The following is a 22,780-nucleotide window of genomic DNA, read 5'->3' as shown; positions in this document are numbered from 1 at the left end:
GCTGACGACCGACAACGCCGCCGGGGGCACCCCCACAAGACGTTCGAAACGCCCGTGGCAGCAGGGTACGCGCTGGAGGAGGCCGCGTGGAGGGCGGGCAGGGAAGCGTCCGGCGCAGGCCGGCCTTTGGCGGAACCGGCCGCCGCGCGGGACGAAGCGGCCGGTCGCGTCGCGGCGAGGAGGCGAGAACGCCGTGCGGGGTCCCGCTCCCCGGTTCGGGAGCGGGACCCCGCACGGTTCTCGGTCAGGACGGGTCGAGCCGGATGGAGTTGTACGGGGTCAGGTCGATGTCGCGGTAGGTGTACTCGCCGATCTTGCTGGTGCAGTCGGTTCCGTTGCTGTTGACGCACAGCCGGGCCGTGGCGCCTCCGTACTGATTGTTGAACACCCGGTGGAAGTCGTACTCGTTGTACAGGGGGTGCACACCGTAGGTGTAGTACGTGTGCTCCGGGTCGCTGTTGTTCCAGCTGTCGTCCGGGTAGATGCAGACGTACCCGGTCGTGCATCCCGCGTAGTCCTGGGCGGAGACGGGTGCGGCCTGAGCGGTGGACGAGGTGACGAGGCCGACCCCGAGCAGCGAGGTGACCGCCGCGAGAGAGACGCCGATTCTGTGCGGACGACGCATGATTCCTCCTGAGACGGATAGGCGCGAACGTGCTTTCCACCAGGAGGTTCGCACGGGACGCCGAGGGGCGTCAGGCGCTCGACGATGAGGAAATACAGCGCACTTGATAAACTCTTCTCCATCATCGCAGGCACACCGACAGAAAGGCTCGCCGGTTCACGCATGACGGATTTACCGGAACCGAGCATTCACCAACTACGGTTGTTTCGGACGCTGAGCGAAGAGCTTCATTTCGGCCGGGCCGCGGCGCGGTTGTTCATGACGCAGTCCGCCTTGAGCCAGCAGATCCGCCACCTCGAGAAACGTCTCGGGGTGGCTCTTTTCGAGCGTTCCAGTCGGGCGGTGAACCTCACCGCGGCGGGGCGGGCGCTCCTGCCCGACGTCGAGGCGGCCCTCACGGCGATGGCGCGGGTGCGCCGGACCGCGGACGCGCGGGGGCGTCACCTCCGCGGCCGGCTGAGGGTCGGCACCATCGGCGCGGAGGCGGCGATGCCGCACACGCGTCCCGTTCTGCGGGCACTGCACCGCCGCCATCCCCACCTGGAGACACAGATCCTCGGTCTGAACTTCACCGACCAACTGGAGGCTCTGCACCGGCAGGAGGCCGATGTCGCCTTTCTGCGTCCGCCGGTGCCGGACGGCATCGAGGTCCATCACCTGGCGACCGAACCGCGGGTGGCCTGCCTACCCGGCGACGACCCCCTGGCCGCCCTCCCCCGCCTCCCCCTGAAGGCGCTCAGGGCCTACCCGGTGGTGGACGTACCGCCACGGGTCTCGCGGGTGTGGTGGGACTTCTGGGCCGTGGATCCGCGTCCGGACGGCAGTGGCGTGCGGTACGGCCCGGTGGCCGCGGACATGGAGGCCCTGCTGCACACGGTGGCGCAGGGAGAGGCCATGGCGTTCCTGCCCGCCGCGGCCCGTGAGTTCTTCCAGCGTCCGGGAGTGGCGTACGTGGACGTCGAGGGGCTTCCTCCGTGCACCTCGGCCCTCGCGTGGGCGGCCCGACACCGCGACGATCCCCTCGTCGCGGCGGTGCGGCAGGCGGCACGGTCGCTGCCGCACACGGGCGCGCGGCGGTGCGGGGGGCCTCAGGCGTTCCAGCCGACGGAGGAGACGTAGGCATAGGCGTCGTACTCGCTGCCGAGCTCGTGAATGACCTCGTCCCAGACGGCGTCGAGGGTGGCCGTGTCCTCGATCAGCCAGGCGTCGACGGCGGCGTTCCACAGCCGGGGCCGGACGGTGATCCGGCGCGGCTGGACGTCCCGGCGGTGCCGCAGGGCGACCTCCCTCTGATCGACCGGGTCGATCTCGACGCGGGTGCCGCCCCGGGAGGCCAGGCGGCGTTTGAGGTCGGGGGCGACGTTGTGGCGGCGCAGGTCCCAGTAGGCGGCGTCGAGACGCAGCCGGTTGGCGGCGTTGGGGAGGCGCTCCTCGGCGAGCCAGGCGAACAGGGTACGGGCGGTGACGGCGATGCCGGCCCGCTCCATCGCCGCGTAGCCGGGCGCCGAGGCGGTCAGGTAGCGCAGGCGGGCCGCGACACCCCGCTCGCTGTCGGGGGGCGAACTGACGCCGGTGACCATGCGCTCGATTCCGGCGGCCAGGGCGTCGGAGCCCGGCACGCCGCGGGCCCGGTAGTGCCCGAAGTCCCTCCAGCGCCCGGCCATCAGGCCGTCCGGGTGACGGTGTAGCGGACCGGGCGGCCCTCGCGGTCGGTCTTGACCTTCATCTGGCTCAGGCCCCGGCCTTCGGACCACACCTGCCGCCAGTCGCCGGCGACGTGGAGTTCGTCCGTGCCGAGGGCGGAGACGACGGTGAGGCCGGCCTGGTGGGCCTTGAAGGCGCGGGACCAGAGGTTGGCGAAGGCCTGGGAGCGGATGAGGTGCACCCAGTCCGGGCGGGCGATCTCGCGGTTGTGGGAGGACTCCCCCAGCGTGGAGACGAACTTGGAGTACATGGCCTTCACGTAGGTGTTCGTCACGTCGTCACCGGCCGCGATCGCCTCCTCGCGGACGGCGGCGAGGAGCTGGCGCAGGGAGTCGAGGAACGTCTCCGTCGCGGAGCTGGTCCACGACTCGTGGATCAGCGGTTCCTCGACGAGACGGTGCTTGGGCCCGGCCAGGCGCAGCAGGAGCCGGAGCGTGGCGTCGGTGACCCACAGGGGGCCGGGCTCCTCGCGGTCGCCGAGCGGGCTGGGCAGGTCCCGGTGGTGCCAGGGCGGTGGGGTGATCAGATGGACGCCGGAGCGTCTGCGGTCGTGGACCGGGTCCGTGGAGTGCTCCAGCTTCCCGATCGGAAGCCAGACCTTCATCGCCGACAGGTAGGCGGCGTTGACGTCGAGTGCGGTGACGGGGAGTTCGCCGTCGGGATGGCGCCGGTAGGCGGGGTGCCGCCAGGAGGGGCGTCCCTCCCAGACGAGGTCCGGGTCGTTCCTGGCGGGTTTACGGAGAATGTCCGGCAGGGCCGGGTAGGCGGTGTGGTCGTACCGCGCCTGGGCCCGGGTGCGGGCGAAGACGGCCATCACGTCCGGGATGGCGCGTTTGACCAGCGCGGCGGTGGCCGCGTCGGCGTCCCCGCCGGCCCGCTGCAACTCCTGTTCGACGGTGGTGGTGAGGTGCTCACTCAGCTCGGCGCGGAGCTCGTCGGCCGAGCCGGTCCGCCGCCGGGCGCGGTGGCGGGCGTGCCCGGCGCGGGCGGCCCGGGCCGGCGGGCTCTCGGCAGGCAGAGGCGATCCGTCGGCGCCCCTGCCTGCGGACGTCCGGCTGTCGGCGGAGGGCTGCCCCGGGGCAGCCGGGGCAGCCGTGGGTGAAGCGGCGGGCGTCGCCGGCCGGGCCGGGTGGAGCCGGGAGAGGCCGTCGAGCAGGCGGAGGTACTTCCCCCGGGACTGCGGGGAGGGGGTCGAGCCGTCCTCCCAGTTGGCGACCGTCTGCCGGCCGACGCCCACGGCGGAGGCGACTTGGTCCAGCGACAGCCCCGCTGCCAGGCGCAGCCGTCTGCGTTCGCCCGGGTCGGCGAAGCGCGCGGCGAGTTCGGCCTCCGCCAGCAAGGCGGCGACCCCGTCAAGCCCCTCGGTTCCAGCCATGGACCCACACTAGCGCCTGGTGGGCCCACAGGTGGACATCATAGCGACGTCAACTCGCCTGGTTCTGGCAGATGTGCCGGCCCCTCGGGCGGGCGGGGCCGGCCGTCGGAACCGACGACCGGCCCACGGCGACCTCTCAGCGGCCTCTCACCGGCCCTGGAGGCGGCGGACGTTGTCGCCGAAGGTCCAGTTCCGGGAGCCGTCCCAGTTGACGGACCAGGTCATCAGGCCCTTGAGGGCGCCGCCGTAGTGATTCCAGGCCTGCGAGACCAGGTGCGGGGACATGTGGCCGCCGCCGGCGCCGGGTTGTGCGGGCAGGCCGGGCACCTGCTTGGCGTACGGGACGGTGATCGTGGTGCCCTGGATCGTCAGCCCGTCGTTGAGGCAGTCGGTCTGGGCCGTGAAGCCCCGGACGGTCCCGGCCGCGTAGGAGTCACCGGAGCAGCCGTACATGCTGCCGTTGTAGTACTGCATGTTCAGCCACCACAGGCGGCCGTTGTCCGCGTATTTCTTGATGATGGGCAGGTACGCGCCCCAGATCGAGCCGTACACGACGCTGCCTCCGGTGACGTAGGCCGTCTCGGGGGCCATCGTCAGGCCGAAGCCGGACGGCATGCGCGCGAGCACGCCGTCGATGATGTGGACGAGGTTGGCCTGGGAGGGCGAGAGCCGGTTGATGTCGCCGGTGCCGACCAGGCCCGTTTCGATGTCGATGTCGATGCCGTCGAAGTTGTACGTCGTCAGAATCGGCACGATGGTCTCGATGAACCGGTCGGCCACCGCGCGCGAGCTGAGGTCGATGCCGGCCGTCGCGCCGCCGATGGACATGAGGAGGGTGAGGCAGTCGGCCTTGGCCTCGCACATCTCGGCCGGGGTGGGCACCTTGACCGTGCGGTCCATGCCGTCCTCCCACAGCACGGTTCCGTCGGAGAGGATGACCGGGAACGCCGCGTTGACGACGTTGTAGCCGTGCTGCCGGATGCGGGGGTCGGTGATCGGTGTCCAGCCGAAGGGCGGGTGCACGCCGTTCGCGGCGCCGTCCCAGTTCTCCCAGTAGCCCTGGAGTACCTTCCCGGCGGGCTTGGACCGCAACGCGCAGGTCTCGACCGCCCGGGACTCGGCGCCGGGGGCGTCCGGTGACGCGGCGGTGAGCAGCGGTACCACGCAGGCGGCGGCGAGCGTGGCGCCGAGCAGTCGGGTACGACGACTCAGATCCGTGAGCATTCCGTGCCTCCTTGAGCGAGTGGGGGGTGGAGCCGGGGCGCCGGGCCGCCGGAAGTGGAGGGGCGGCCCGGGGCCGGCCGGTGGCGGGCGGGGCGGAGGTGCGGACCTGCGACCGGCGGGTCCGCACCCCGCTCCGGCGCGGCCTCGGGGGCCCGCGCCGGCCTCCGCCCGGCTACGGCAGTCCGCTGTGCAGGGCGTTCATCAGGCTGCTGTCCGGGGTGTCACCGGACATCTCCCAGATCATGGCGCCCAGCAGGCCCTCGGACCTGACGTACTCCGCCTTCTTGCCGATGGACCAGGGGTCGTCGAAGGACCACCACTGTCCGTTCGGGCCGGTGTAGCCGTAGGTGGACACCGACTCGGTGTCGTGGTGGACCGTCATGTTCGGCACCATGGTGAGCAGGTTGTCGTAGCCTCGGGTGCCGGCCTCCTCCTGGAACTGGCCGGGCGCGGCGCCGTTCGCCGTCTGGTACTCGCCGTTCGCCCCGCCCGCCGTCACCTGCTGCCAGCCCCGACCGTAGAACGGGAAGCCGATGGTCAGCTTGCGTGGGCTGACGCCCGCGTCGAGGTAGTGCCGCACGGACCCGTCGATGCTGAAGTCGGGGTCGTACGGGGAATCGGGGTCGGGGTAGAGGTTGCCCTGGTGGCCGGTGCGGTCCGGCTCCCAGGAGTTGTCGCTGCCCGCGCCGTGGAAGTCGTATCCCTGGACGTTGGCGAAGTCCAGGTGGTCGAAGATCTTGGTCAGGTCCCAGCCCGCGTCGATCTTCACGGGATCGGCGGGGGTGAAGGCGGTCAGCAGCTTGTGGTCGCCGCCGAGAGCGTCGAGCTGCCGGCGGAACTCGGCGATCAGTGCCGTGTTGTTGTCCTTGTCCTGCGGGCTCCAGTGGTTCCCGGGGTGTCCGTCGGGGGAACCGGGCCACTCCCAGTCGAGGTCGATGCCGTCGAAGATCCCGGCGGCGACGCCCTCGCCCCCGGCGCCGTTGTACTCGGGCAGGTCGCCCTTGATGTACATGTCGATGCAGGACTTCACGAACTTCTTCCGCGACGCCTCCGTGGCGGCGGCGTCGGAGAAGTACTTGGAGTAGGTCCAGCCGCCCAGCGAGATGAGGATCTTCAGGTGCGGGTGCTTGGCCTTGAGCTTCTTGAGCTGGTTGAAGTTGCCGCGCAGCTTGCCCCAGCCGTCGTCGGCGACGCCGTCCACGGACTGGTGGGCCGGGAAGGCGCGGCCGTAGTCGGCCTCGGCGTCGCCCGCGCCGTCCCCCTGGTCGGGGTCCTGCGGGTCGGGCGTGGTGCCCTTGGTGACGCCGTTCAGGCAGGTGAGGTTCTCAGGGTCGATGTTGGCGAAGGCGTAGTTGATCACGTCCAGCTTGGCCGCCGCCCCGGAGGTGTCGAGGTTCTTCACGAAGTACTGGCGGCCGTAGATGCCCCACTGCACGAAGTAGCCGACCTTCGCGTAGCCGCCCGCACCGACGGCCTCGTCCGTGGTGACGGTCACCGTGTTGCTGGCCGGCGAGGCGTTGTCGGCGGCGTCGCGTGCCGTGACGGTGAAGTCGTAGGCGGTCGCGGGGGCCAGCCCGGTCAGCGTGGTGGTGAGGGTGTCGGCGGGCAGGCTCTCGGCCAGGGCACCGTCCCGGTACACGTCGTAGGCCGCCACGCGCTGGTCGTCCGTGGCCGCGTCCCAGCGCAGTTCCACGGTGCTGGAGGTGACGTCGCCCGCCCGCAGCCGGCTCGGTGCCGTCGGCGGTACCGGGTCGGTGGCCGGGTCGACGGTGGTCGCGGTCACCGGGGCGCTGGGCGGGCCGGTGTTGCCCCGGTTGTCCTTGGCCCGCACGGTGAACGCGTACGCGGTGGCGGGCCGCAGGTCTCGCACGGTCGCCTCGGTCGTGGCGCTGGCGGCCACCACTTCCTCACCGTGCAGCACCTCGTAGGAGGCGACGGGGAAGTCGCCCCGCGCGGCCGGTGTCCACGCCAGGCTGACCGTGCGGGCGGTGGCGTCCGTCGCGCGCACGTCCGTGGGCGCCTCGGGGGGCACGGCCGGGGTGCCGTCGCACTTCTCCCCGTTCAGCAGGCACCCGGTGGGCTCGGTGATCGGGCCGCTCGCCTGGAACCGGTAGCTGTAGGGCTCGGTGTTGCGGCCGGCGGGAAGATGGGCGATGTAGTAGGCGGGCGTGACGGTGACATGGCGACCGTCGACCTCGGCGGTTCCGTGCGTGTGGCCGGTCAGGGTCACGCCTTCGGGGAGGTCGAACTCCAGTGACCAGTTCTGCACGGCCGCCTGCGAGCCGTTGGTCACGATGAACGTGCCCGTCCAGGACGAGCCGCTGCCGCTGCTGACGAAGGCGGCGGTCAACCCTTGCTCGGCGTGCGCCGTGCCCGTCAGGCCGGGCAGGCCGGTCAGCCCGGCCAGGGCCAGCAGCAGGACGGCGAGCACGGCGACGCGCCGACGGCGCGGTGGCGCGGGGGGCCTGGAGTCGGGAACGTGGGGGGTATGGCGTCGGGACACGGCACTCCTCGGCAGGGGAAGTGGGGCGTCCGCCCGTGGGGGGTGGGCTCCGGAGGTCGGTCGGGGTCCGCGTGACCGCCGCGGCGGTGGCGTGAACGTGTCCTGGGCTCCGGTGCGTTCGGACGCGTGCTGCGCTGTGCGGTACAGACCTTTAGGCAAGCGGATATCACGTACATGTCAACCAAGGGACTCACGGCTTGGACTAGACCAATGCGGGGTCGCATCCGCACGCGCCACGCTCGGAGCATCCGTCGAAGACTGGACCACTCACCGGAGATTTTGCCTTCCCTTGACCCGGTGCTCGCCGGGTCCGGCAGTGGCCACCACGGCATGCTGATACGGCCCGCCCCGTCCGGCCTTCGCGCGGACATCACCCTTTCGGGGGCCAATTCGGCGGTTCCCGGTGTCCGCCGCGACCGATCCGTGTGCTGTTGAGTCGCACGGGCCCGGACGGGCATCGCGCGCCGCCGGGACGGGAGTCCGGCCGGGCACCGCACCCGAGGGGACGGACCTGACGCCCCGTCTCGTCAGCTGCCCACGGTGCGCACAGGCAAGGTGACCGAGCCCCACCATCCGAGGAGGACCCCCATGTCGTCACCCTACGGCCCCGAACACGCCCCCGCCGGCGACGTGGGAGCGGCACTGCTGATGATCGACTCGCGGCTCCGGAGCGTGCACGCGGGCAGGACCGAGGCCGACCCCGAAATGGAGGCGCTGGTCGACCAGTTCACGGCCTCCCTGGGCCCCGGGGGCGCCGACGACCTGCTCGACGGCGCCTGCACGCTCATCTACATGTTCATGACCTGGCTACGCAAGGCGCACGAGGACCACGGCAAGGACGTGATCGAGTACGTGGTCCCCAACCTGGTGGCCACGATGCGGATGATGCCCAGAAGCGTCCGCCCGGAGGCCGTCCCCACCATGGCCGGTCTCGTCATCGCGGCGGGCACGGGCCTTAGCCCCAATCTGTGGCGGAAGCAGTACGGGGACTGGACCGAGGCGGAGCTGACGCCCCTGGAAGCGACCGCCTTCCTGCTCGCCGAGCACATCAATCGCATCACCGAGGACGCCGACTTCGCCACGCGCATGATCACCGAAGCGCTGACGAGCACGGACGAGGCCTGACCGGGCACACGTCCTCGCCGGGCCCAGGGCTTCGGCGTCCGTCCGGCCTCCGACACACACCCCGCTGACCCATCGGCGGCAACCGTCCGCGTGCCGCGTGCCCTCGCCGTCCGGTCAGCCGTTGACCAAGGCGAACGTGACGGCGCGGGTGTGCGGGTGTGAGGTGGGCGATGGCGGCGGGCTACGGGCTGCTGGTGGCGGGCGCGGGATCGCACGGCGGGGCGACGGCCCTGGCGGGCGTGCCGCCGGCGGCGCTGCTGGGCAGGTCCTCGGGACGCGTCGTGCAGTTCGACGCACCGCTGTGTCCCTCGACGGTGGGGGCGGCGCTGCGGAGGGCGGCCACCTGCCCCGGACTCCTGCTGGTGGGTGTTGCGGGGCTGCTGCGCCTGGACGGACCCGGCGGCGAGCCGTACGTCGCGCTCGGCGGCGCGGCGGGAGCCGCCGGGGACCGGGGGCTCCCGTGGGCGTGGCTGGCCGCCGCCTCCGCGTCGCGCCCCTGCGGCTCCACCACCGTCGTCGTGGACCTGGCCGCCGCCGAGGACGGCGTCGAGGCGGCGCTGGAACGGGACGGCGGACGGCTCGACGTGCCGGGCGCGGCTGTGCTGGGGGTGGTGTGCGGGCCGCGCCGGACGGCCTCGGTGGGTGGGTACAGCGTGGCGCTGGCCGCGATCCTGCGCCGTGACGGCGGCCCGGTGGCCACCGGGGCGCACGACGCGGCGGTGGCCCGCGCCGGACTGGCGGACCGGCGGGGTGTGCGGGTGGTGCGGTCACCGCCCGTCGCCGCGAGGGCGGGGCGCTCGGCACCGCGTCCCGGGGCCGGCGCCCGGGTGCCGCCGCTGCCGTCGTCGGGAAATCCGGGGGGCGCCGTCGTCGGCGCACTCGCGGGTCCGTCGTCCGCCGCGCGGCCAGCGGTGCGACGGACGCCCGCGCAGGCCTCGTCCGCGACGCCACCGCACGCGGAGGCGCATCGCGCCCTGTACACCGAACTGGCGGCGGGCCGGTACAGCGCGGCGGTGGCCATGGCGTCCGCGAAGGAGCGGGCGGCCCTGCGGACGGGCGGCGCGCACAGCGCGGAGGCCCTGCACTGGCTGGAGGTACGGGCGGACCTGGCACGGCTGGCCGGACGGTGGGCGGATGCCGCCCGGGGGTGGCTGACGTCGGCGGAACGGCGGCTGCAGGCCGGGGCCGGGCCGGCGGACCCCGCCGTGCGGGACGCGGTGGACCGGGCCCACCACTGCTGGCACCGGTGCGGCGAGGACGGCCAGGACGGCGAGAGGGGCGAGAACGGCGAAAACGACGAGAACGACGCCTACGTCGAGTTGGGCCAGGCGCTCGCCGAGGCCCGGCGCCGGGTGCCGGGACCGCGCGGAGCGGCGGCCGACATCCGCCGCCGCCTGGCCGACGCCGTCAACCGGTAGACGTCGCGGAGCGGCCGCTTGGCGTGAAGAGGCCGATTGTCAGTGGCGGGTGAGACGGTCGCACCATCGATCGCGAAGTCGGGGAGGCCGTCGTGTCCGGGAAGCAAAACTACATCAACCACGTCGCTCTGGTGCTGGACGCCAGTTCGTCCATGTCCCACCTCAGCCGCACAGTCGTCGACGTCGCCGATCAGCAGATCGCCTACCTCGCCCGCAGGTCGCGGGAGTTGGACCAGGAGACCCGGGTCACGGTCTACGTCTTCGCCGACGACGTGCACTGCGTCATCTACGACAAGGACGTCCTGCGGATGCCGTCGCTGGAGCGGCTGTACCAAGTCGGCGGCATGACGGCCCTGCTGGCGGCCGCGCTGAAGTCGCAGCGGGAGCTGGCGCAGACGGCACAACTGTACGGCGACCACAGCTTCCTGACGTTCGTGCTGACCGACGGACAGGAGAACGCGAGTCACCGCTGCGCCGACGCCCCCGGAGGGAGCCCGCGGGAGATGGTCGAGGCCGTGTCCCGGATGATCGCGACGCAGGAGGACAACTGGACACTGGCCGTCCTCGTGCCGGACCAGAGGGGCAGGCACGAGGCCATGCAGTGCGGCTTCCCCCACGACAACATCGCCATCTGGGACGCGACGAGCACGCAGGGCCTGGAGGAGGCCGGGCAGGTCATCCGGCAGGCCACGGACAAGTTCATGGAGGGACGCGCCCAGGGGATCCGGGGCTCGCGTGCGGTGTTCTCCGTGGGGGCGGAAGCGGTGAACAAGGACACCATCGAGGCGGCCGGCCTCACGCCGGTGGATCCGTCGGAGTACGCGTTGGTACCCGTGGCCCGTCCTGCGGCGATCCGCGAGTGGGTGGTCGAGTGCGGGCACACCTACCGTACCGGCGGCGCGTTCTACCAGCTCAGCAAGTCCGAGAAGATCCAGGCGCGGAAGCGGATCGCCGTGCTGGAGAAGGGGACGGACCGGGTCTACACCGGGCCCGAGGCGCGCGCCCTGCTCGGACTGCCGGACGTGGAGGTCCGGGTCAAGCCGGACCACAACGAGGACTTCACGATCTTCGTGCAGAGCACGAGCGTGAACCGGAAGCTCGTTCCGAACACGCGACTCCTGCTGATGGGCTGATGCCCGTGGTTCCGGCGGAGTGCGGCCGGGTCGCCGCCCCGCCGGAACCACACGGCCACCCGCGTTCGTCCTGGACAGGACGAGGTCGAGCGGACGGGGTTCCACGTGGGGCGGGCGGAAAGCGGTGTCGGGTCGAGGGTGAGGGCGGCGGTCACACATGTGCGCCGCCGGACGGGTCCCGGGGGTGCGGGCCGCTCGGCGTGGACGAGGGGCCGGGTGACCGCCGCCCTCGCGGTGCTCACGGCCGCCCTGCTGGTGTTCCACGGGCTGGTGCCCAACTCCCCCGGCGGGCTGGGGAGCCTGCTGGAGTCGTTCCTGGCGTGGCTCGGCGCGGTGGTCACGGTCCTGTTCGGCGTGGCGCTGCTGCGGCGTTCTGCCGTCGCCGTGGTGGCGCTGCTGCTGTCGACGGCGGCCTGGACGTGGTCGTTCGGCGGGCTGCTCCTCCCGGGAGGCGAGCAGCGTGCGGGCGACCTGCTCGTGGTGCAGCACAACGTCAGCGACGAGAACTCCGACCCCGTGGGCACGGCCCGCGCCCTGGTCGAGGCGGAGCCCGACCTCATCGGGCTGCAGGAACTGCTGCCGCAGGCGCTGCCCGCCTACGAGGAGGAGTTGGCCGCCGCCTACCCGTACCACGCGGTGCGGGGCACGGTCGGGCTGTGGTCGAGGCACCCGCTGGCCGAGGCCCGGGCGGTGGACATCAAGCCGCCCGGGATCACCGAGCCGTGGAGTCGCGGGCTGCGGGCCGTGGCCGAAGCGCCCGGTGGGGAGGTCGCGGTGTACGTGGCGCACCTGCCGTCGGTCCGGCTCGGGGCGAGCGGCTTCCGCTCCTCCCGGCGCGACGAGAGCGCGGAGTTGCTGGGCAGGGCGGTGGGGGCCGAACCGGTGGGACCTGTGGTCCTGCTGGGCGACCTCAACGGCACGGTCGACGACCGCGCGCTGGCGCCGCTGACCTCGCGGCTGAACGTGCCCGAGCGCGGCTTCGCGCCCAGCTTCCCGACGGCGTTCCCGGTGGCCCGGATCGACCAGGTCATGGCCCGCTCGGCGACGGTCGTCCACGTGCGCACTCTGCCCGCGACCGGGAGCGACCACCTGCCGGTGGCCGCGAGGATCAGCCGCGCCTGACGTGCCGTCGGTCACCTGCCCTCGGCGACGTACCGGCCGGCACGGGCACGGGCGTAGGCCACGGCCGGGGAGCAGGCCAGTTCCCTGGCCACCCGGGCGAGCCACGCGGCCTCCGCGTCGAGGGAGTCGCGCACGACGTCCGTCCGCTGCGCGGGCGGAGCGCCGATGACCTCCTCGGTCGGCGTGTCGGTGCCGCGTCCGCACCGTCGGGCCCCGGCGCATTCGAGGGCGACGGCGATGGCGGCGGCCTCGACGGCGGCCGCCCGGCGTGGTGCGGGCACGGGGTGGCGGTCGAGCGCCTCGGCGGTCCAGCGGGCCGTCCGGGGGTGGAGGTACGGGCGCAGCGCCAGGTAGCCGTCCCTGATCTCGATGACCCGGCGGTAGCGGGCGAACATCACGCCCCGTCCGGGACCCGCGAGGACGGCGCTCTCCGGCAGCACGGTCCGCAGCGCCGACCACAGCGGACGGAGCATCAGGTGATCCTGGTAGGCACGCAGCCACCGGGCCGGGCGCGCGGTCAGCGGCCGCCAGCTGGCGGCTGTGGCGCCGAGGCCGCCGAGCAGCAGGCAGGTGCTGCTGAGCCAGACGGCCACCGGGTCCTGACCGGCGCTCTGCTGTCCTCGGGCGAGCATGCCGGCGACCGAGGTGAAGCCCCATCCGGCCCACAGCAGCCCGACCAGGCCACCGGCGAGGATCAGGCGCAGTCCGGTACGCAGCGCTCCCGGCCCCAGGCCGCGTGCGTGGCGGTGGACGACGAGCACGAAGACGCACAGGCACCACAGGCTGTACAGCGTGAAGACGGTGTCGAACGCGGCCACCGCGATCCGTCCGGAGCCCTGGGCGCTCACCTGCTCCCCCGTGGACCGCGCCCGGCCGAGGAGGAAGGTGAGCGTGCACAGGACCAGCGCGGCCGCTGTCAGGCGGAGGTGCCAGCGGTGGGTGCGGTGCCGGGTCCAGGAGGGGGTCGGGCCGGGGAGTTTCAGCTCGAACACGGTGCGGACCAGGAAGAAGAGTGCCACCATCTCCAGTTCGCGGCCCGCGAGATAGCCGAGGACGCCGGGCCGGGACCAGGGCTCGGGGAGCTGGGCGAGTGCCATCCGCGTGGGCGGTGCGAGCAGCGCCGTGGCCGCGCCCATGGCGAGGGCGAAGAGGCACAGGGCCCGTGCGGCGGCGGGCGAGGGGGACGTCCGGTACCGCCGGAACTCGTACGCGCCCACCGCGAGGGCGAGGGCCGTGGGCAGGTAGGCCAGGGCGTTGGTCACCCGGTCGGCCGCTCAGCCGCCGTGCTGCGGTCCGGCGACGGCGCCCACCAGCGGCGCCGCGGCGCACCCCCCGGACGCGGGGGGCGGTAGTGCGGCGTCGTTGCGCAGCGCACGGTGGCGCACGAGGGAGGCCAGCAGTTCGGCCTCGCGTTCGAACGGTTCGGGGTAGGCGGTGCGCCCCAGGACGCGGCGTACGAGGTGCGGGGACAGGTGGCTGATCAGGGTGCGGGGCAGCGGCGTGTCGTGGACGGAGGCCCGGTCGTGTCCGAGGAGCAGGTGGGCGGCCTCGTGGAGCAGGATGTGCTCGCGGTGCAGGGCGGTGGTGTGCCGGGTGTACATGATGTAGTCGGCGCGGTCCGTGGTGACGAGCAGTCCGCACGGGCCCGTGTGCGGCAGTTCGACGGGCAGGATGGTCAGGGGCCGGCCGCGCCGTTCGGCCAGGTACCCGAGGAACCGTGCGGCGTCGAACGGGGCGGGAAGGGTGAGTGCGTCCGCGATCCGGCCGGCTCGTCGCCACATCCGTCTGTCCTGCCGAGCGACGAGCACGGCATGCTCCTCTCGGTGCGGGACCGGGCGCCGTGTCGGGGGGTGCGGTCCGGAGGCCAGGGGGAGGTCGGTGTCACGGCACGGCCGCCGGGCGAAAGGTGTCGTGTCGGACGAGGCGAGGGTATCGGCCGGTCCGGCGGCTGGCGAGGGCGTCGACGGCGCGGTGGGGCGGACCCGTCGGGTTTCGGCCACGCAGGTGACCTTTCCGGGCGCCATGAGCGGTGACGTGCCGCCCCGCTGTCTCGGGAGCGCGGTCGGCTCAGCCCGCGGGAGTGGCCGCCGCGGTCTCCGGTGCCTCGGGAGGCCGGGCGGAGCGCATCCGCCGCGCGGCCCGGACGGCCGGGGGAATGGCGACGGCGACGGCCCCCAGCCGGAGGAGGTTCAGGGCCCACAAGGCCGCGTGGACGCCGATCCACTGCCCCAGCAGACCGCCGGCCAGAGCGCCCAGGACGTTGGCCCCCGCGACGAAGACCTGTACGGCCGCCATGGCGCGCCCGAGTTCGGCCTCGGGCACGTCGGCGGTGAGCACCGAGCCCAGGCCGACGTTGGCGATCGCTCCGAAGAAGACGGGCAGCGAGATGCCGAGTGCGGCGATGGAGGCCGCCAGGGGAAGGGGGCCGACGGCCATGGGGAGCAGGAGGGCGCAGCAGGCGGCCAGGGCGAAGCTGAGGGCGGTCACCCGGCGGGCGTCGCTGTCGGGGCGCAGCACGCGGCCGGCGACGAAGGATCCGGCCATCCCCGTGACCCCCGACAGGGCGAACACCAGGCCGTAGGCGGAGTCGGGCAGCCCCACGTCGCGCAGCAGGAAGATGCCGGTGAGCGCGGTGACACCGGAGAGGCAGACGGCGGAGGAGAGCAGGAAGGTGAGGAGCGAGCGGTGGTAGGTGTGGCCGAAGAAGAACCGCAGCCCGGCCGTCGACCCCCGGGAGCGGTCGCCGGGCTTCCTCCGGCCGGCCGAGGAGCGGTCGGGGGTGCGCATGGCCAGGAGCGCGGCGGCGCTGAGGAGGTAGCTGGCGGCGTCGACGGCCAGCGCCGTCGCCCCGCCGAAGAGGGCCACGGCCGGTCCGGCCAGCGAGCGGCCGACGAGCGACGCGCCGAACTGCCCGGCCTGCAGGCGGGCCCGCGCCGGTCCGACGCCGTCCTTGCTGACCAGCTCGCGCAGGTGCACGAAGTAGAGGGCCCCGGCCATGCTGCCCAAAGTGGCCCGCACGGCGCTGAGGCAGGCGAGCCAGACGAGGGTGACGGAGCCGGCGGCCAGCCCCAGGGCGACGGTGCCCACGGCGAGGGCGGAGGCGGCGTCGAGCGCCACGAGCGTTCTGCGGGGGCGGGTGACGCGGTCGGCGAGGGCGCCCAGGGGCAGCCCGAGCAGGAGCACGGGCAGCATGCCCGCCGCGCTGAGAAGCCCGGCCTCGGCGGCCGTGGCGTCCAGCTGGACGACGGCGATGAGGGGGAAGGCGATGGCGGTGAAGAACGAGCCGAAGGCGGAGGTGGTCTGCCCCCACCAGTACAGGGTGAGATCGTGTCGCACGGTCGTCCTCCGGGGTGCTCAGGCCGGCGTGAGCGCGGAGGTGGCGGCCAGGGCGTCGACGGTGAGGAGGGCGTCGGGCCGCGGGGCGAGCAGTTGGGAAAGGAACAGCAGCACGCCGGCGGAACCGCTGTACAGGTCGGCGCTGTAGCGCAGTGACTGGTCGCCCAGGATCCGGACGCCGGTTTCATGCGGTATGGCGTACTTGAACAGTCCGCGGGCCGCCCGCACGGCGGCGGCGCGGGACACCGGATCGCCGGTGACGCGGGCGTGGTCGGCCAGGACGAGGCCGTAGCCGGACAGGCCCTGGTAGAGACCGGGCATGACCGTGGTCAGCAGGTGCAGGGGCGCGAGCAGCCTGGGCAGCGCGTCGGTGAGGCGCTCGTCGTCCACCAGGCCCAGGTAGCGGTCGAGGGTGTGAGCGAGGCCGGCGGAGCCGGAGAACAGGTAGGCCACGACGCGGCTGTCGGCCGCCGAGATGGGGAAGGTCAGGTCGGGGGCGCCCGGGTCGGTGGCCCGGTCGAGCTCGGCGTGCAGCAGCCGGACGCCTCGGGTGAGGTGCGCGGTGTCGCCGGTGACGGCGGCGAGTTGCTGGAGCAGCAGGGCGACGCCGCAGCGGCCGTGCAGCAGCCCGGTGGCGTCGTCGGGTCCGAGCCGTTCGGCCAGCCCCCCGTCGTCGGGCGGCAGGGCGTGGACGAGCGCGAGGGCCCGGTCGACGTGGTGGGGGTCGCGGGTGTGGCCGTACAGCGCCAGGTGGGCCAGCGCGAGGCCGGCCGAACCGCCGTACAGGGTGGCGCAGTCGGCGGTGAGCGGGTGCCGGTCGGCGGCGGCCAGCAGGTCGGTCGCCTCGGTGAGCATCCCGTGGTCGGCCAGGACCCGGGCGATGCCGGCCGTGCCGACGTAGAGCCCGGGGGCGAGTGCGTCGGCGGCGCCGAGCGCGTCCTCGCGCAGCCGGTGCAGGACGCCCTCGGGCAGGGTCCTGCCCGCGTGGCTCAGCGCGTGGACGACGCCCGCCGTGCCGTAGGCGACGCACAGGGTGTTGGTCTGGTACCCCTCCATGATGGTGGGGAAGACCCGTCCCGGGTGTCCGGGGTCGGCCATGGCGAGCAGCGCGTCACCGATGCCGTCGCGCAGGGCGGTCAGGTGGGTGAGGGGGTCGGCGGCGACCTCCTCGGGGCCGGGCAGGGGCGATCGGCCCTCCGGACGGTGGTAGCGGGTGACGCGGTCCCACAGTGTTCGGGGGACGGGCGCCCGCTGCGTCAGTTCCGCGTGCTGGTGGGTCAGGGCGTCGGGATTGCGCCGGGCGACCTGCTGCAGGGGGCCGAGGAGCAGGTGGGTCAGCGCGCAGAGGCCGTAGGTGTCGTACACGGCCGGGTCGTCGCCGCGCAGGGCGGGGGGCGGGCTGTAGCCGGGGGTTCCCAGCGGGGTGAAGGCCGCGCCGAGGGGCCGTGCCGCCTCGAAGTCGACCAGCCGGACGTGGTCGTCACGGTCGATCAGGACGTTGCCCGGGCTGACGTCCACGAAGAGGTATCCGGCGGCGTGCAGGTCCGTCAATGCCTGTTCGATCGCCGCGATGATCCGTTCGCAGCGTTCGTAGTAGGCGAGGATGTCCGCGCGGGTGGCGGTGACGTGCAGGAGGGGGCTCGTGGCGGACATCCAGTGGGACAGGGGACGGCCCTCGATGAGCTCCGTGACCAGGAAGTCGTGTTCCCAGACCCGGAACCGCCGGATGGGCCGGGGGGCCAGTCCGGGGGCGGCGCGGTGGAGACGGCACAGGGTCTCCCACTCGGCGTCCAGCGCCTCGGGCGCCGTGGTCCCGTCGGTGGCCACGCCGCAGTGGGCGCGGGCCTCCTTGAGGAACACCGGCTGCCCGGTGGCCACTTCCCGACCCCGGTAGGTGCCGCCCGCGTTGCTGAACCGGATGGCCTCCTCGAAGGCGAACCCGCCGAAGGTGGGCGGCTCGCCCGTGCGAGCGCTCTCCTCGGGCCGTCGCGTTCGGGCCGGGCGGCGCGGGGCGGCCGGACGGAAGGGGTCGGTCAGGCCGTCCGGGAGCGTGAATCCGAGGGTGCGGCGGTCCTCGACGAGGGCGCCGTGTCCGTCACGGACCAGGTACCGCGTGGTGCCGTCGGGCCGGACGCGGCGGCGGGGGACGAAGGCCCCGTAGCGGTAGTGGACCGTCCGTGAGGTGCCGAACCGGCGGTCGGTGAGGATGTACGGCCCCTCCTCGCCCTCCAGTTCCGCGCTCAGGTGCTCCATGAGCCGCCGGGCCGAGGGCGCGTCGGGCGGGTAGGCGGCGACGAACTTGCCGTTCTGGACGCGGGAGGCCTGCTTGGCGTGCGTCCAGTGGTGGAAGGCGCGGCCCGACAGGTGCTTGAAGTGCACCGCGTGGGCGAAGCACACGCGGGCCACGGCGTCGAGGACGGGGACGAGCCGGTCGGGGCGGGCGGAGACGTGGACCTTCCACCCGTCCTCGGCGCCGTGGCCCCCGGCGCGCCGCCACACCGTCCAGGGGCCTGACGCGGTGCCCTCCCACCCGTCGGGCACCGCTCGGGGCCGCAGGGGCACGCCCGGCTCGGTGCTGCTCTCCAGGGGCGCGTAGAACTCCTGGTCCGCGACGACGTACGCGAAGGGGTTCTTCTTCATGACGTTCCGCCACCTCGTTCGTCGTCGTGGTTCGTCGCCGTGCGGCCGGCCCTCGGGGGCCCTGGACAGGGGGACGGTGGTGTGCCGCGGCCTCGGGCGCCGGTGCGGCACACCACCCCGTACCCGGGTCAGCGGGCGCGACCCAGTGTCAGCAGTCCCCGAGGCTGACGGTGCTGATCAGCGCGTCGTCGGGCGCGTCGGCCGACAGGTCCTGGAGCTCCCTGACGGAGTGGGCCTCGACCTCGGCCTCCTCGCTCTCGACGCCCGGGGTCTCTTCGGGGGTGGGCTCGTTGATCTCCGACATGGCCGGTCTCCTCATCCGCTCGGGGATGGCGGTCACCTGCGGGTTTCCGCCTGTGGCTCGACGTTAGGTCGAGCCTGTTCGGCGACGGCTTGGCATCGGTATGGCCTCGGTATCCCGGCCAGGTCCGCGCGGGGAACGGCCGGAGAAGGTGCCGGGCTCCGGTCGTGCGCGGTGCCTGGCGCTCGACCGGTCGGTGACCTACGCTCCTCCAGGCATCAGCTGAAATGAATGACTGGCACCGTCTCGTTGTTGCCGGCAGGGACCCCGGTCCCGCCCAAGGGGGAACGCTCATGGAAGCTCCGCCCGCCCGACCCCCGGTGACCTTGCGGTTCACCGTCCTCGGACCGCTGACCGCCCACTGCGGCGGCACGTCCTTATCCCTCGGCCCGCTCAAGCAGCGCCTGGTTCTGGCCATGCTGCTGTGCCGCCCCAACCGCGCCGTCCCCGTCAGCACGCTCACCGAGGCGGTGTGGGAGGACGCCCCACCCCGCACCGCCCGGAAGAACCTGCAGGTCTACGTGTCCACCCTGCGGGGGATCCTGGCCGACGCGGGCGCGGGGGACCGGCTGACCCACCAGGCCGGCGGATACCACCTGCGGCTCGCTCCGGACGAGGTGGACGTGCTGCGCTTCCACGAGCTGGCCCGGGCCGGGAGGAGCGCGGCGGGCCAGGGGGCCCCGGCCGCCGCCGCACGGCTGCTGCGCCGGGCCCTGGACCTGTGGCAGGGCCCGCCCCTGGCGGAACTGGGCGGTTCACCGGCCGTCGCCGCCGAGGCCGAACGCCTGGAGTCGCGCCGGGTGCAGGTGCACGAGGACTGGGCCGAGGCGGAGCTGGGCCTGGGGAACGCCGGGGACGTCGCCGACGTCACGGCCGAACTGGCCGAAACCCACCCCCTGCGCGAGCGGTTGATCGCCGCCCAGATGAACGCGTTGTACGCCACCGGCCGCCAGACGGAGGCGCTCGCCGTCTACGACGGGCTGCGGCAGCGGCTCGCCGCCGAGCTCGGCCTGGAGCCGAGCCCGCCGCTGTCCGCGCTGTACCGGTCCATGCTGTCCGGCCGCTGCGCCCCGGCCGGCGCGCGGCCGCAGCGCACCGCCCGGTGCCTGCTCCCCGCGGACCTGCCGGACTTCACCGGTCGCGGGCGGCTGGTCGAGGAGCTGACGGACGTCCTGGCCGGCGGCTGGTGCCGGCTGGCCGCGCTGACCGGACCGGTCGGCGTCGGCAAGACGGCGCTCGCCGTGCACGGGGCCCACCGGCTTCACCGGCGCTTCCCCGACGGCAGGCTCCTGGTGCGGATGCGCGGGGACGACGGCGCCGGGCGGCCGGCCAAGGACGTGCTCGCCGAGGCGCTGCGGTTGGCCGGGCTCCCCGAACCCCGCCCCGGGCACCCCGAGGAGGCCGCCGCCCGCTGGCGCGAGTGGCTCGCCCAGCACCGCGTCCTGCTGGTGCTCGACGACGCGGCAGACGAGGGCGCGGTGCGGCCCCTGGTGCCGGACGGCGGTGAGAGCGCCGTCCTGGTGACCGCGCGCTCCCGGCTGGCCGGACTGGCCGGCGCGTACCGCCTCGACGTGCCGCCCTTCACCCGGGGCGAGGCGCTGGAACTCCTCGGCCGCCTCATCGGCCCGGCCCGGGTGTGCGGGGACCCGGCGGCCGCCGACACCATCCTGGCCACGGCCGGACTGCAGCCGCTGGCGGTCCGCGCCGCCGGGCTGAAGCTCGCGGTGCTGCGGCACCTGCCGCTGCGCGAGTTCGCCGCCCGGCTGAGCGCCCCGGGAGCCCTGCTGGACGAACTGGCCGCCGGCGACGTGGACGTGCGGCGCCGGGTGGCCGAGAGCTGGCGCGACCTGTCGGAGGCCAACGGTGCGCTGCTGCGCCGCCTCGGCGCGCTGTCCGGTCCCGTCTTCACGCTGCACCAGGCCAGTGCCGCGCTGCGGTGCGAGGCGGAGCCGCTGCGCAGACGGCTGGAGGCGCTCATCGACGCGGGGGTCCTCAGCGTTCCCGACGCCGAGGTCACCGCGCACGCGGTGCGCTACGAGCTGCCGTGCCTGACCCGTCTGTACGCCGTGACGAGCAGCGCCCATACCGGTTCCGAACCGTCGGCCGCCGCCGGCTGAACCCGCCCCGCCCACAGTGGGCGGGGCACCGCGCCGAAGGGAGGCCGCCGTGGAACTCGCCGAGCTCATGGGGCTGCGGCCCGAGCCCGCCGCCGGGCTGCTGCTGATGCTCACCCGGCGCTGCCCGCTGAGCTGCGCGCACTGCTCCACCGACTCCACGATGGCCGCAGGCGGGCCGGACCCGGACCACCTGCTGCGGTTCGTGGGCTCCTTCACACCGCAGGACCGGCCCGAGGTGCTGATGATGACCGGCGGCGAACCGCTGATGATGCCGGAGCTCAGCGCCGAGCTGGCCGTCCGGGCCCGTCGGGCCGGGACCCGCAGCGCCCTGCTGACCGGCGCCTTCTTCGCCCGTGGCGCCGCCCGGAGAACGCCTCGGAACCGCGCGGTGATCCCCGCCCGCATCCGCCGCGCGATCGACGCCGTCGACCACCTGTCGGTGAGCGTGGACGCCTTCCACGAGCGGGAGGTGGCCCGGGCCGACGTCTTCCGGATGGTGCGCGAGGTGCTGGACACCGGGACGTCCGTCAGCCTCCACCTCGTCGGCACCGATCCGCAGGACCCCTACCTCGCCGAGGTGACGGCCGCCGTGCGGCGGGCGTTCGACGACCGTGTGCCGATGCTCGTGAACACCGTCCGCGCGGTGGGGCGGGCCGCCGGGCGTCCGGGGTCCCGTCCCCCGGTCGCGGCCCCGGTCGACCCGCTGCGCTCCACGCCGTGCTCGATGGCCGCCTGGCCGGTCGTGACGGCCGACGGCACGGTGGTGGCCTGCTGCAACCAGGACGTCGTCGACCGCCGTCCCGTCCCGGCGCACCTGCTGCTCGGCCACGTCGCCGAGGACGACTGGGCCGCCGTACGGGCGCGGACGCTGGCCTCGCCCGTGCTGCGCTCGGTACGCAGCGGCGGACCGCTGCGGCTGCTGGCCCGCCACGGCGGTCCGGCGGCCCGGGCGGCCGGGGACGCGGGCACCTGCGCGGGCTGCCGCGCGCTCCCCGACCATCCGGAGGCACTCGCGGGCGCCGCACGGGTCGCGTCCGGGCCCGCCGGGGCGCTGCTGGACCGTCAGGCCGCCCGGCGGCGGCGGGAGGCCGGGCCGGTGGCGTACGTGCGCCGCCACGGGTGCGCGGCCTACGCGGACCTGGTGGCGCTCCCCGGGTCCGCGCCGTGACCACGCCCCGGCATCGCCCGACCGCCGGAGGGGCGCTGCGCGCGCGGCTGCGGCTCACCGAACCGGCGGTGCGCGCGGCCACCGCCGCGTTGTGGGACGCGCCCGGGCTCGCCCTGCGCTACCCGGAGTACCTGCGGCTGATGCACGGGGTCGTGCGCGCCTCCGTACCGCTCATGGAACGGGCCGCCGCCCGCTGTGCCCGGCTCGCGGGGCCGGCCGGGCCCGACCCCGTCGCAAAGCCGCTGGCCCGCTACCTCGCCGGCCACATCGAGGAGGAGCGCGGACACGACGACTGGCTGGCCGCCGATCTCGCGGCACTCGGCCACGATCCCCGAGAAGCCCTCGGACGACCGCCGCCGCCCGCCGTGGCGGCACTGGTCGGCGCCCAGTACTACTGGATCGAGCACCACCACCCCGTCGCGCTGCTCGGGTACATCGCGGTCCTGGAGGGCAACGCCCCGGCCCCCTGGCTCGCCGACCGGGTGGTCCGGGACACGGGCGTGCCCGCCGCCGCCCTGCGGACCGTCCGGGCGCACGCCGCGCTGGACACCGGCCACAGCGACGCCCTCCACGCCCTCCTCGACGCGCTGGACCTAACCCCCGGTCAGGTGGACACCGTGACGGTGAGCGCGCTGTTCACGGTCGACGCCCTGCTCAGGCTGTTCGGCACACTCACCCGCACGCCCCGCTCCGGTGCGCCCCACGGCCCCCCGGCAACCGCAGGAGGTACGCCTTGACGGAGCCATCCCGCCCCGCGCCCGGCCCCGACCCCGGCCCCGGCCCCGGCCCCGAGGCGCCCGACGTGCTCGGCGAGCTCCGGGCCCACGGCTTCGACGTCTCCGCACTCACCGAGGACCAGCGGACGCTCATCCACGGCCTCAGTGTCGACGAACTCGCCCTGCTGCTGGACATCAAGGCCCGGCTGGAGGACGCCGGGGACGAGGTCCACGCGCACAGCGAGATCGCCGGTGGAGCCCTCTTCTGACGGG

At 73.9% G+C, this 22,780-nt stretch carries 19 protein-coding genes; 9 read left to right on the top strand and 10 right to left on the bottom strand.

The window, feature by feature from the left end; translation table 11 throughout:
* Positions 1 to 244: 244 nt before the first annotated feature.
* The gene (locus V6D49_RS25490) at positions 245 to 625 is read right to left on the bottom strand and encodes a hypothetical protein (RefSeq protein WP_340563362.1); all 381 of its coding nucleotides are present in this window, start codon (positions 623 to 625) and stop codon (positions 245 to 247) included.
* A 162-nt stretch (positions 626 to 787) separates the two neighbouring features.
* Between V6D49_RS25490 and V6D49_RS25485 the strand changes: the two genes are divergently transcribed.
* Positions 788 to 1,744: a LysR family transcriptional regulator gene (locus V6D49_RS25485; RefSeq protein ID WP_340563360.1), complete on the top strand. Its 957-nt coding sequence runs from the start codon at positions 788 to 790 to the stop codon at positions 1,742 to 1,744.
* Here V6D49_RS25485 and V6D49_RS25480 read toward each other — a convergent pair.
* From V6D49_RS25480 to V6D49_RS25465, 4 genes are all read right to left on the bottom strand, one after another.
* On the bottom strand, positions 1,714 to 2,289 hold the full coding sequence (locus V6D49_RS25480) for a transcriptional regulator (protein ID WP_340563357.1): 576 nt from the start codon (positions 2,287 to 2,289) through the stop codon (positions 1,714 to 1,716). The genes V6D49_RS25485 and V6D49_RS25480 overlap by 31 nt on opposite strands.
* Positions 2,289 to 3,704, bottom strand: a complete 1,416-nt coding sequence (locus V6D49_RS25475; RefSeq protein ID WP_340563356.1) for a helix-turn-helix transcriptional regulator — start codon at positions 3,702 to 3,704, stop codon at positions 2,289 to 2,291. The genes V6D49_RS25480 and V6D49_RS25475 overlap by 1 nt, the downstream gene beginning before the upstream one ends.
* A 147-nt stretch (positions 3,705 to 3,851) precedes the next feature.
* Entirely contained in the window at positions 3,852 to 4,916 is a 1,065-nt protein-coding gene (locus tag V6D49_RS25470) for a chitinase (RefSeq protein WP_340564331.1), read from the bottom strand.
* Positions 4,917 to 5,100: 184 nt separating this feature from the next.
* Positions 5,101 to 7,431 carry a glycosyl hydrolase family 18 protein gene (locus tag V6D49_RS25465; RefSeq protein ID WP_340563355.1) on the bottom strand — a complete coding sequence of 777 codons (2,331 nt, stop codon included), beginning with the start codon at positions 7,429 to 7,431 and terminating at the stop codon, positions 5,101 to 5,103.
* 588 nt (positions 7,432 to 8,019) lie between these two features.
* Between V6D49_RS25465 and V6D49_RS25460 the strand changes: the two genes are divergently transcribed.
* From V6D49_RS25460 to V6D49_RS25445, 4 genes are all read left to right on the top strand, one after another.
* Positions 8,020 to 8,556, top strand: a complete 537-nt coding sequence (locus tag V6D49_RS25460) for a hypothetical protein (RefSeq protein ID WP_340563353.1) — start codon at positions 8,020 to 8,022, stop codon at positions 8,554 to 8,556.
* A 170-nt stretch (positions 8,557 to 8,726) separates the two neighbouring features.
* Positions 8,727 to 9,974 (top strand): hypothetical protein, encoded by a 1,248-nt coding sequence (locus V6D49_RS25455; RefSeq protein WP_340563351.1) that lies wholly within the window; start codon positions 8,727 to 8,729, stop codon positions 9,972 to 9,974.
* Positions 9,975 to 10,066: 92 nt separating this feature from the next.
* Positions 10,067 to 11,107: a vWA domain-containing protein gene (locus V6D49_RS25450; protein ID WP_340563350.1), complete on the top strand. Its 1,041-nt coding sequence runs from the start codon at positions 10,067 to 10,069 to the stop codon at positions 11,105 to 11,107.
* Between the two features lie 216 nt (positions 11,108 to 11,323).
* Entirely contained in the window at positions 11,324 to 12,229 is a 906-nt protein-coding gene (locus V6D49_RS25445; RefSeq protein ID WP_340563349.1) for an endonuclease/exonuclease/phosphatase family protein, read from the top strand.
* 11 nt (positions 12,230 to 12,240) lie between these two features.
* Here V6D49_RS25445 and V6D49_RS25440 read toward each other — a convergent pair whose 3' ends face one another.
* The 5 genes from V6D49_RS25440 to V6D49_RS25420 all read right to left on the bottom strand — a co-directional run bounded on the left by V6D49_RS25440 (position 12,241) and on the right by V6D49_RS25420 (position 18,509).
* Entirely contained in the window at positions 12,241 to 13,491 is a 1,251-nt protein-coding gene (locus V6D49_RS25440; protein WP_340563347.1) for an MAB_1171c family putative transporter, read from the bottom strand.
* Between the two features lie 12 nt (positions 13,492 to 13,503).
* A complete protein-coding gene (locus V6D49_RS25435) occupies positions 13,504 to 14,010 on the bottom strand; it encodes a ParH-like protein (RefSeq protein ID WP_340563346.1) in 507 nt (168 codons plus the stop codon).
* Between the two features lie 286 nt (positions 14,011 to 14,296).
* The gene (locus V6D49_RS25430) at positions 14,297 to 15,565 is read right to left on the bottom strand and encodes an MFS transporter (RefSeq protein WP_340563344.1); all 1,269 of its coding nucleotides are present in this window, start codon (positions 15,563 to 15,565) and stop codon (positions 14,297 to 14,299) included.
* An 18-nt stretch (positions 15,566 to 15,583) separates the two neighbouring features.
* The gene (gene lanKC / locus V6D49_RS25425; protein ID WP_340563342.1) at positions 15,584 to 18,205 is read right to left on the bottom strand and encodes a class III lanthionine synthetase LanKC; all 2,622 of its coding nucleotides are present in this window, start codon (positions 18,203 to 18,205) and stop codon (positions 15,584 to 15,586) included.
* 148 nt (positions 18,206 to 18,353) lie between these two features.
* The gene (locus tag V6D49_RS25420; RefSeq protein WP_340563340.1) at positions 18,354 to 18,509 is read right to left on the bottom strand and encodes a hypothetical protein; all 156 of its coding nucleotides are present in this window, start codon (positions 18,507 to 18,509) and stop codon (positions 18,354 to 18,356) included.
* 290 nt (positions 18,510 to 18,799) lie between these two features.
* On the opposite strand from V6D49_RS25420, the gene V6D49_RS25415 reads away from it, so the two are divergent.
* The 4 genes from V6D49_RS25415 to V6D49_RS25400 are packed head-to-tail and all read left to right on the top strand — an operon-like array spanning position 18,800 to position 22,776.
* Positions 18,800 to 20,623, top strand: a complete 1,824-nt coding sequence (locus tag V6D49_RS25415; protein WP_340563339.1) for an AfsR/SARP family transcriptional regulator — start codon at positions 18,800 to 18,802, stop codon at positions 20,621 to 20,623.
* 49 nt (positions 20,624 to 20,672) lie between these two features.
* Positions 20,673 to 21,791, top strand: coding sequence for a radical SAM protein (locus V6D49_RS25410; protein ID WP_340563337.1), 1,119 nt, complete (start codon positions 20,673 to 20,675; stop codon positions 21,789 to 21,791).
* Positions 21,788 to 22,528 (top strand): iron-containing redox enzyme family protein, encoded by a 741-nt coding sequence (locus V6D49_RS25405; protein WP_340563336.1) that lies wholly within the window; start codon positions 21,788 to 21,790, stop codon positions 22,526 to 22,528. The genes V6D49_RS25410 and V6D49_RS25405 overlap by 4 nt, the downstream gene beginning before the upstream one ends.
* A complete protein-coding gene (locus tag V6D49_RS25400; RefSeq protein WP_340563335.1) occupies positions 22,525 to 22,776 on the top strand; it encodes an aroma-sacti cluster domain-containing protein in 252 nt (83 codons plus the stop codon). Before V6D49_RS25405 ends, V6D49_RS25400 begins: the two co-directional genes overlap by 4 nt.
* The last annotated feature ends 4 nt before the right edge of the window (positions 22,777 to 22,780 follow it).

This window comes from Streptomyces sp. GSL17-111 (genome assembly GCF_037911585.1).
Classification (GTDB): domain Bacteria; phylum Actinomycetota; class Actinomycetes; order Streptomycetales; family Streptomycetaceae; genus Streptomyces.
The sequence above is the reverse complement of the archived record's forward strand: the minus strand, read 5'-3'. Positions and strand labels throughout refer to the sequence as shown.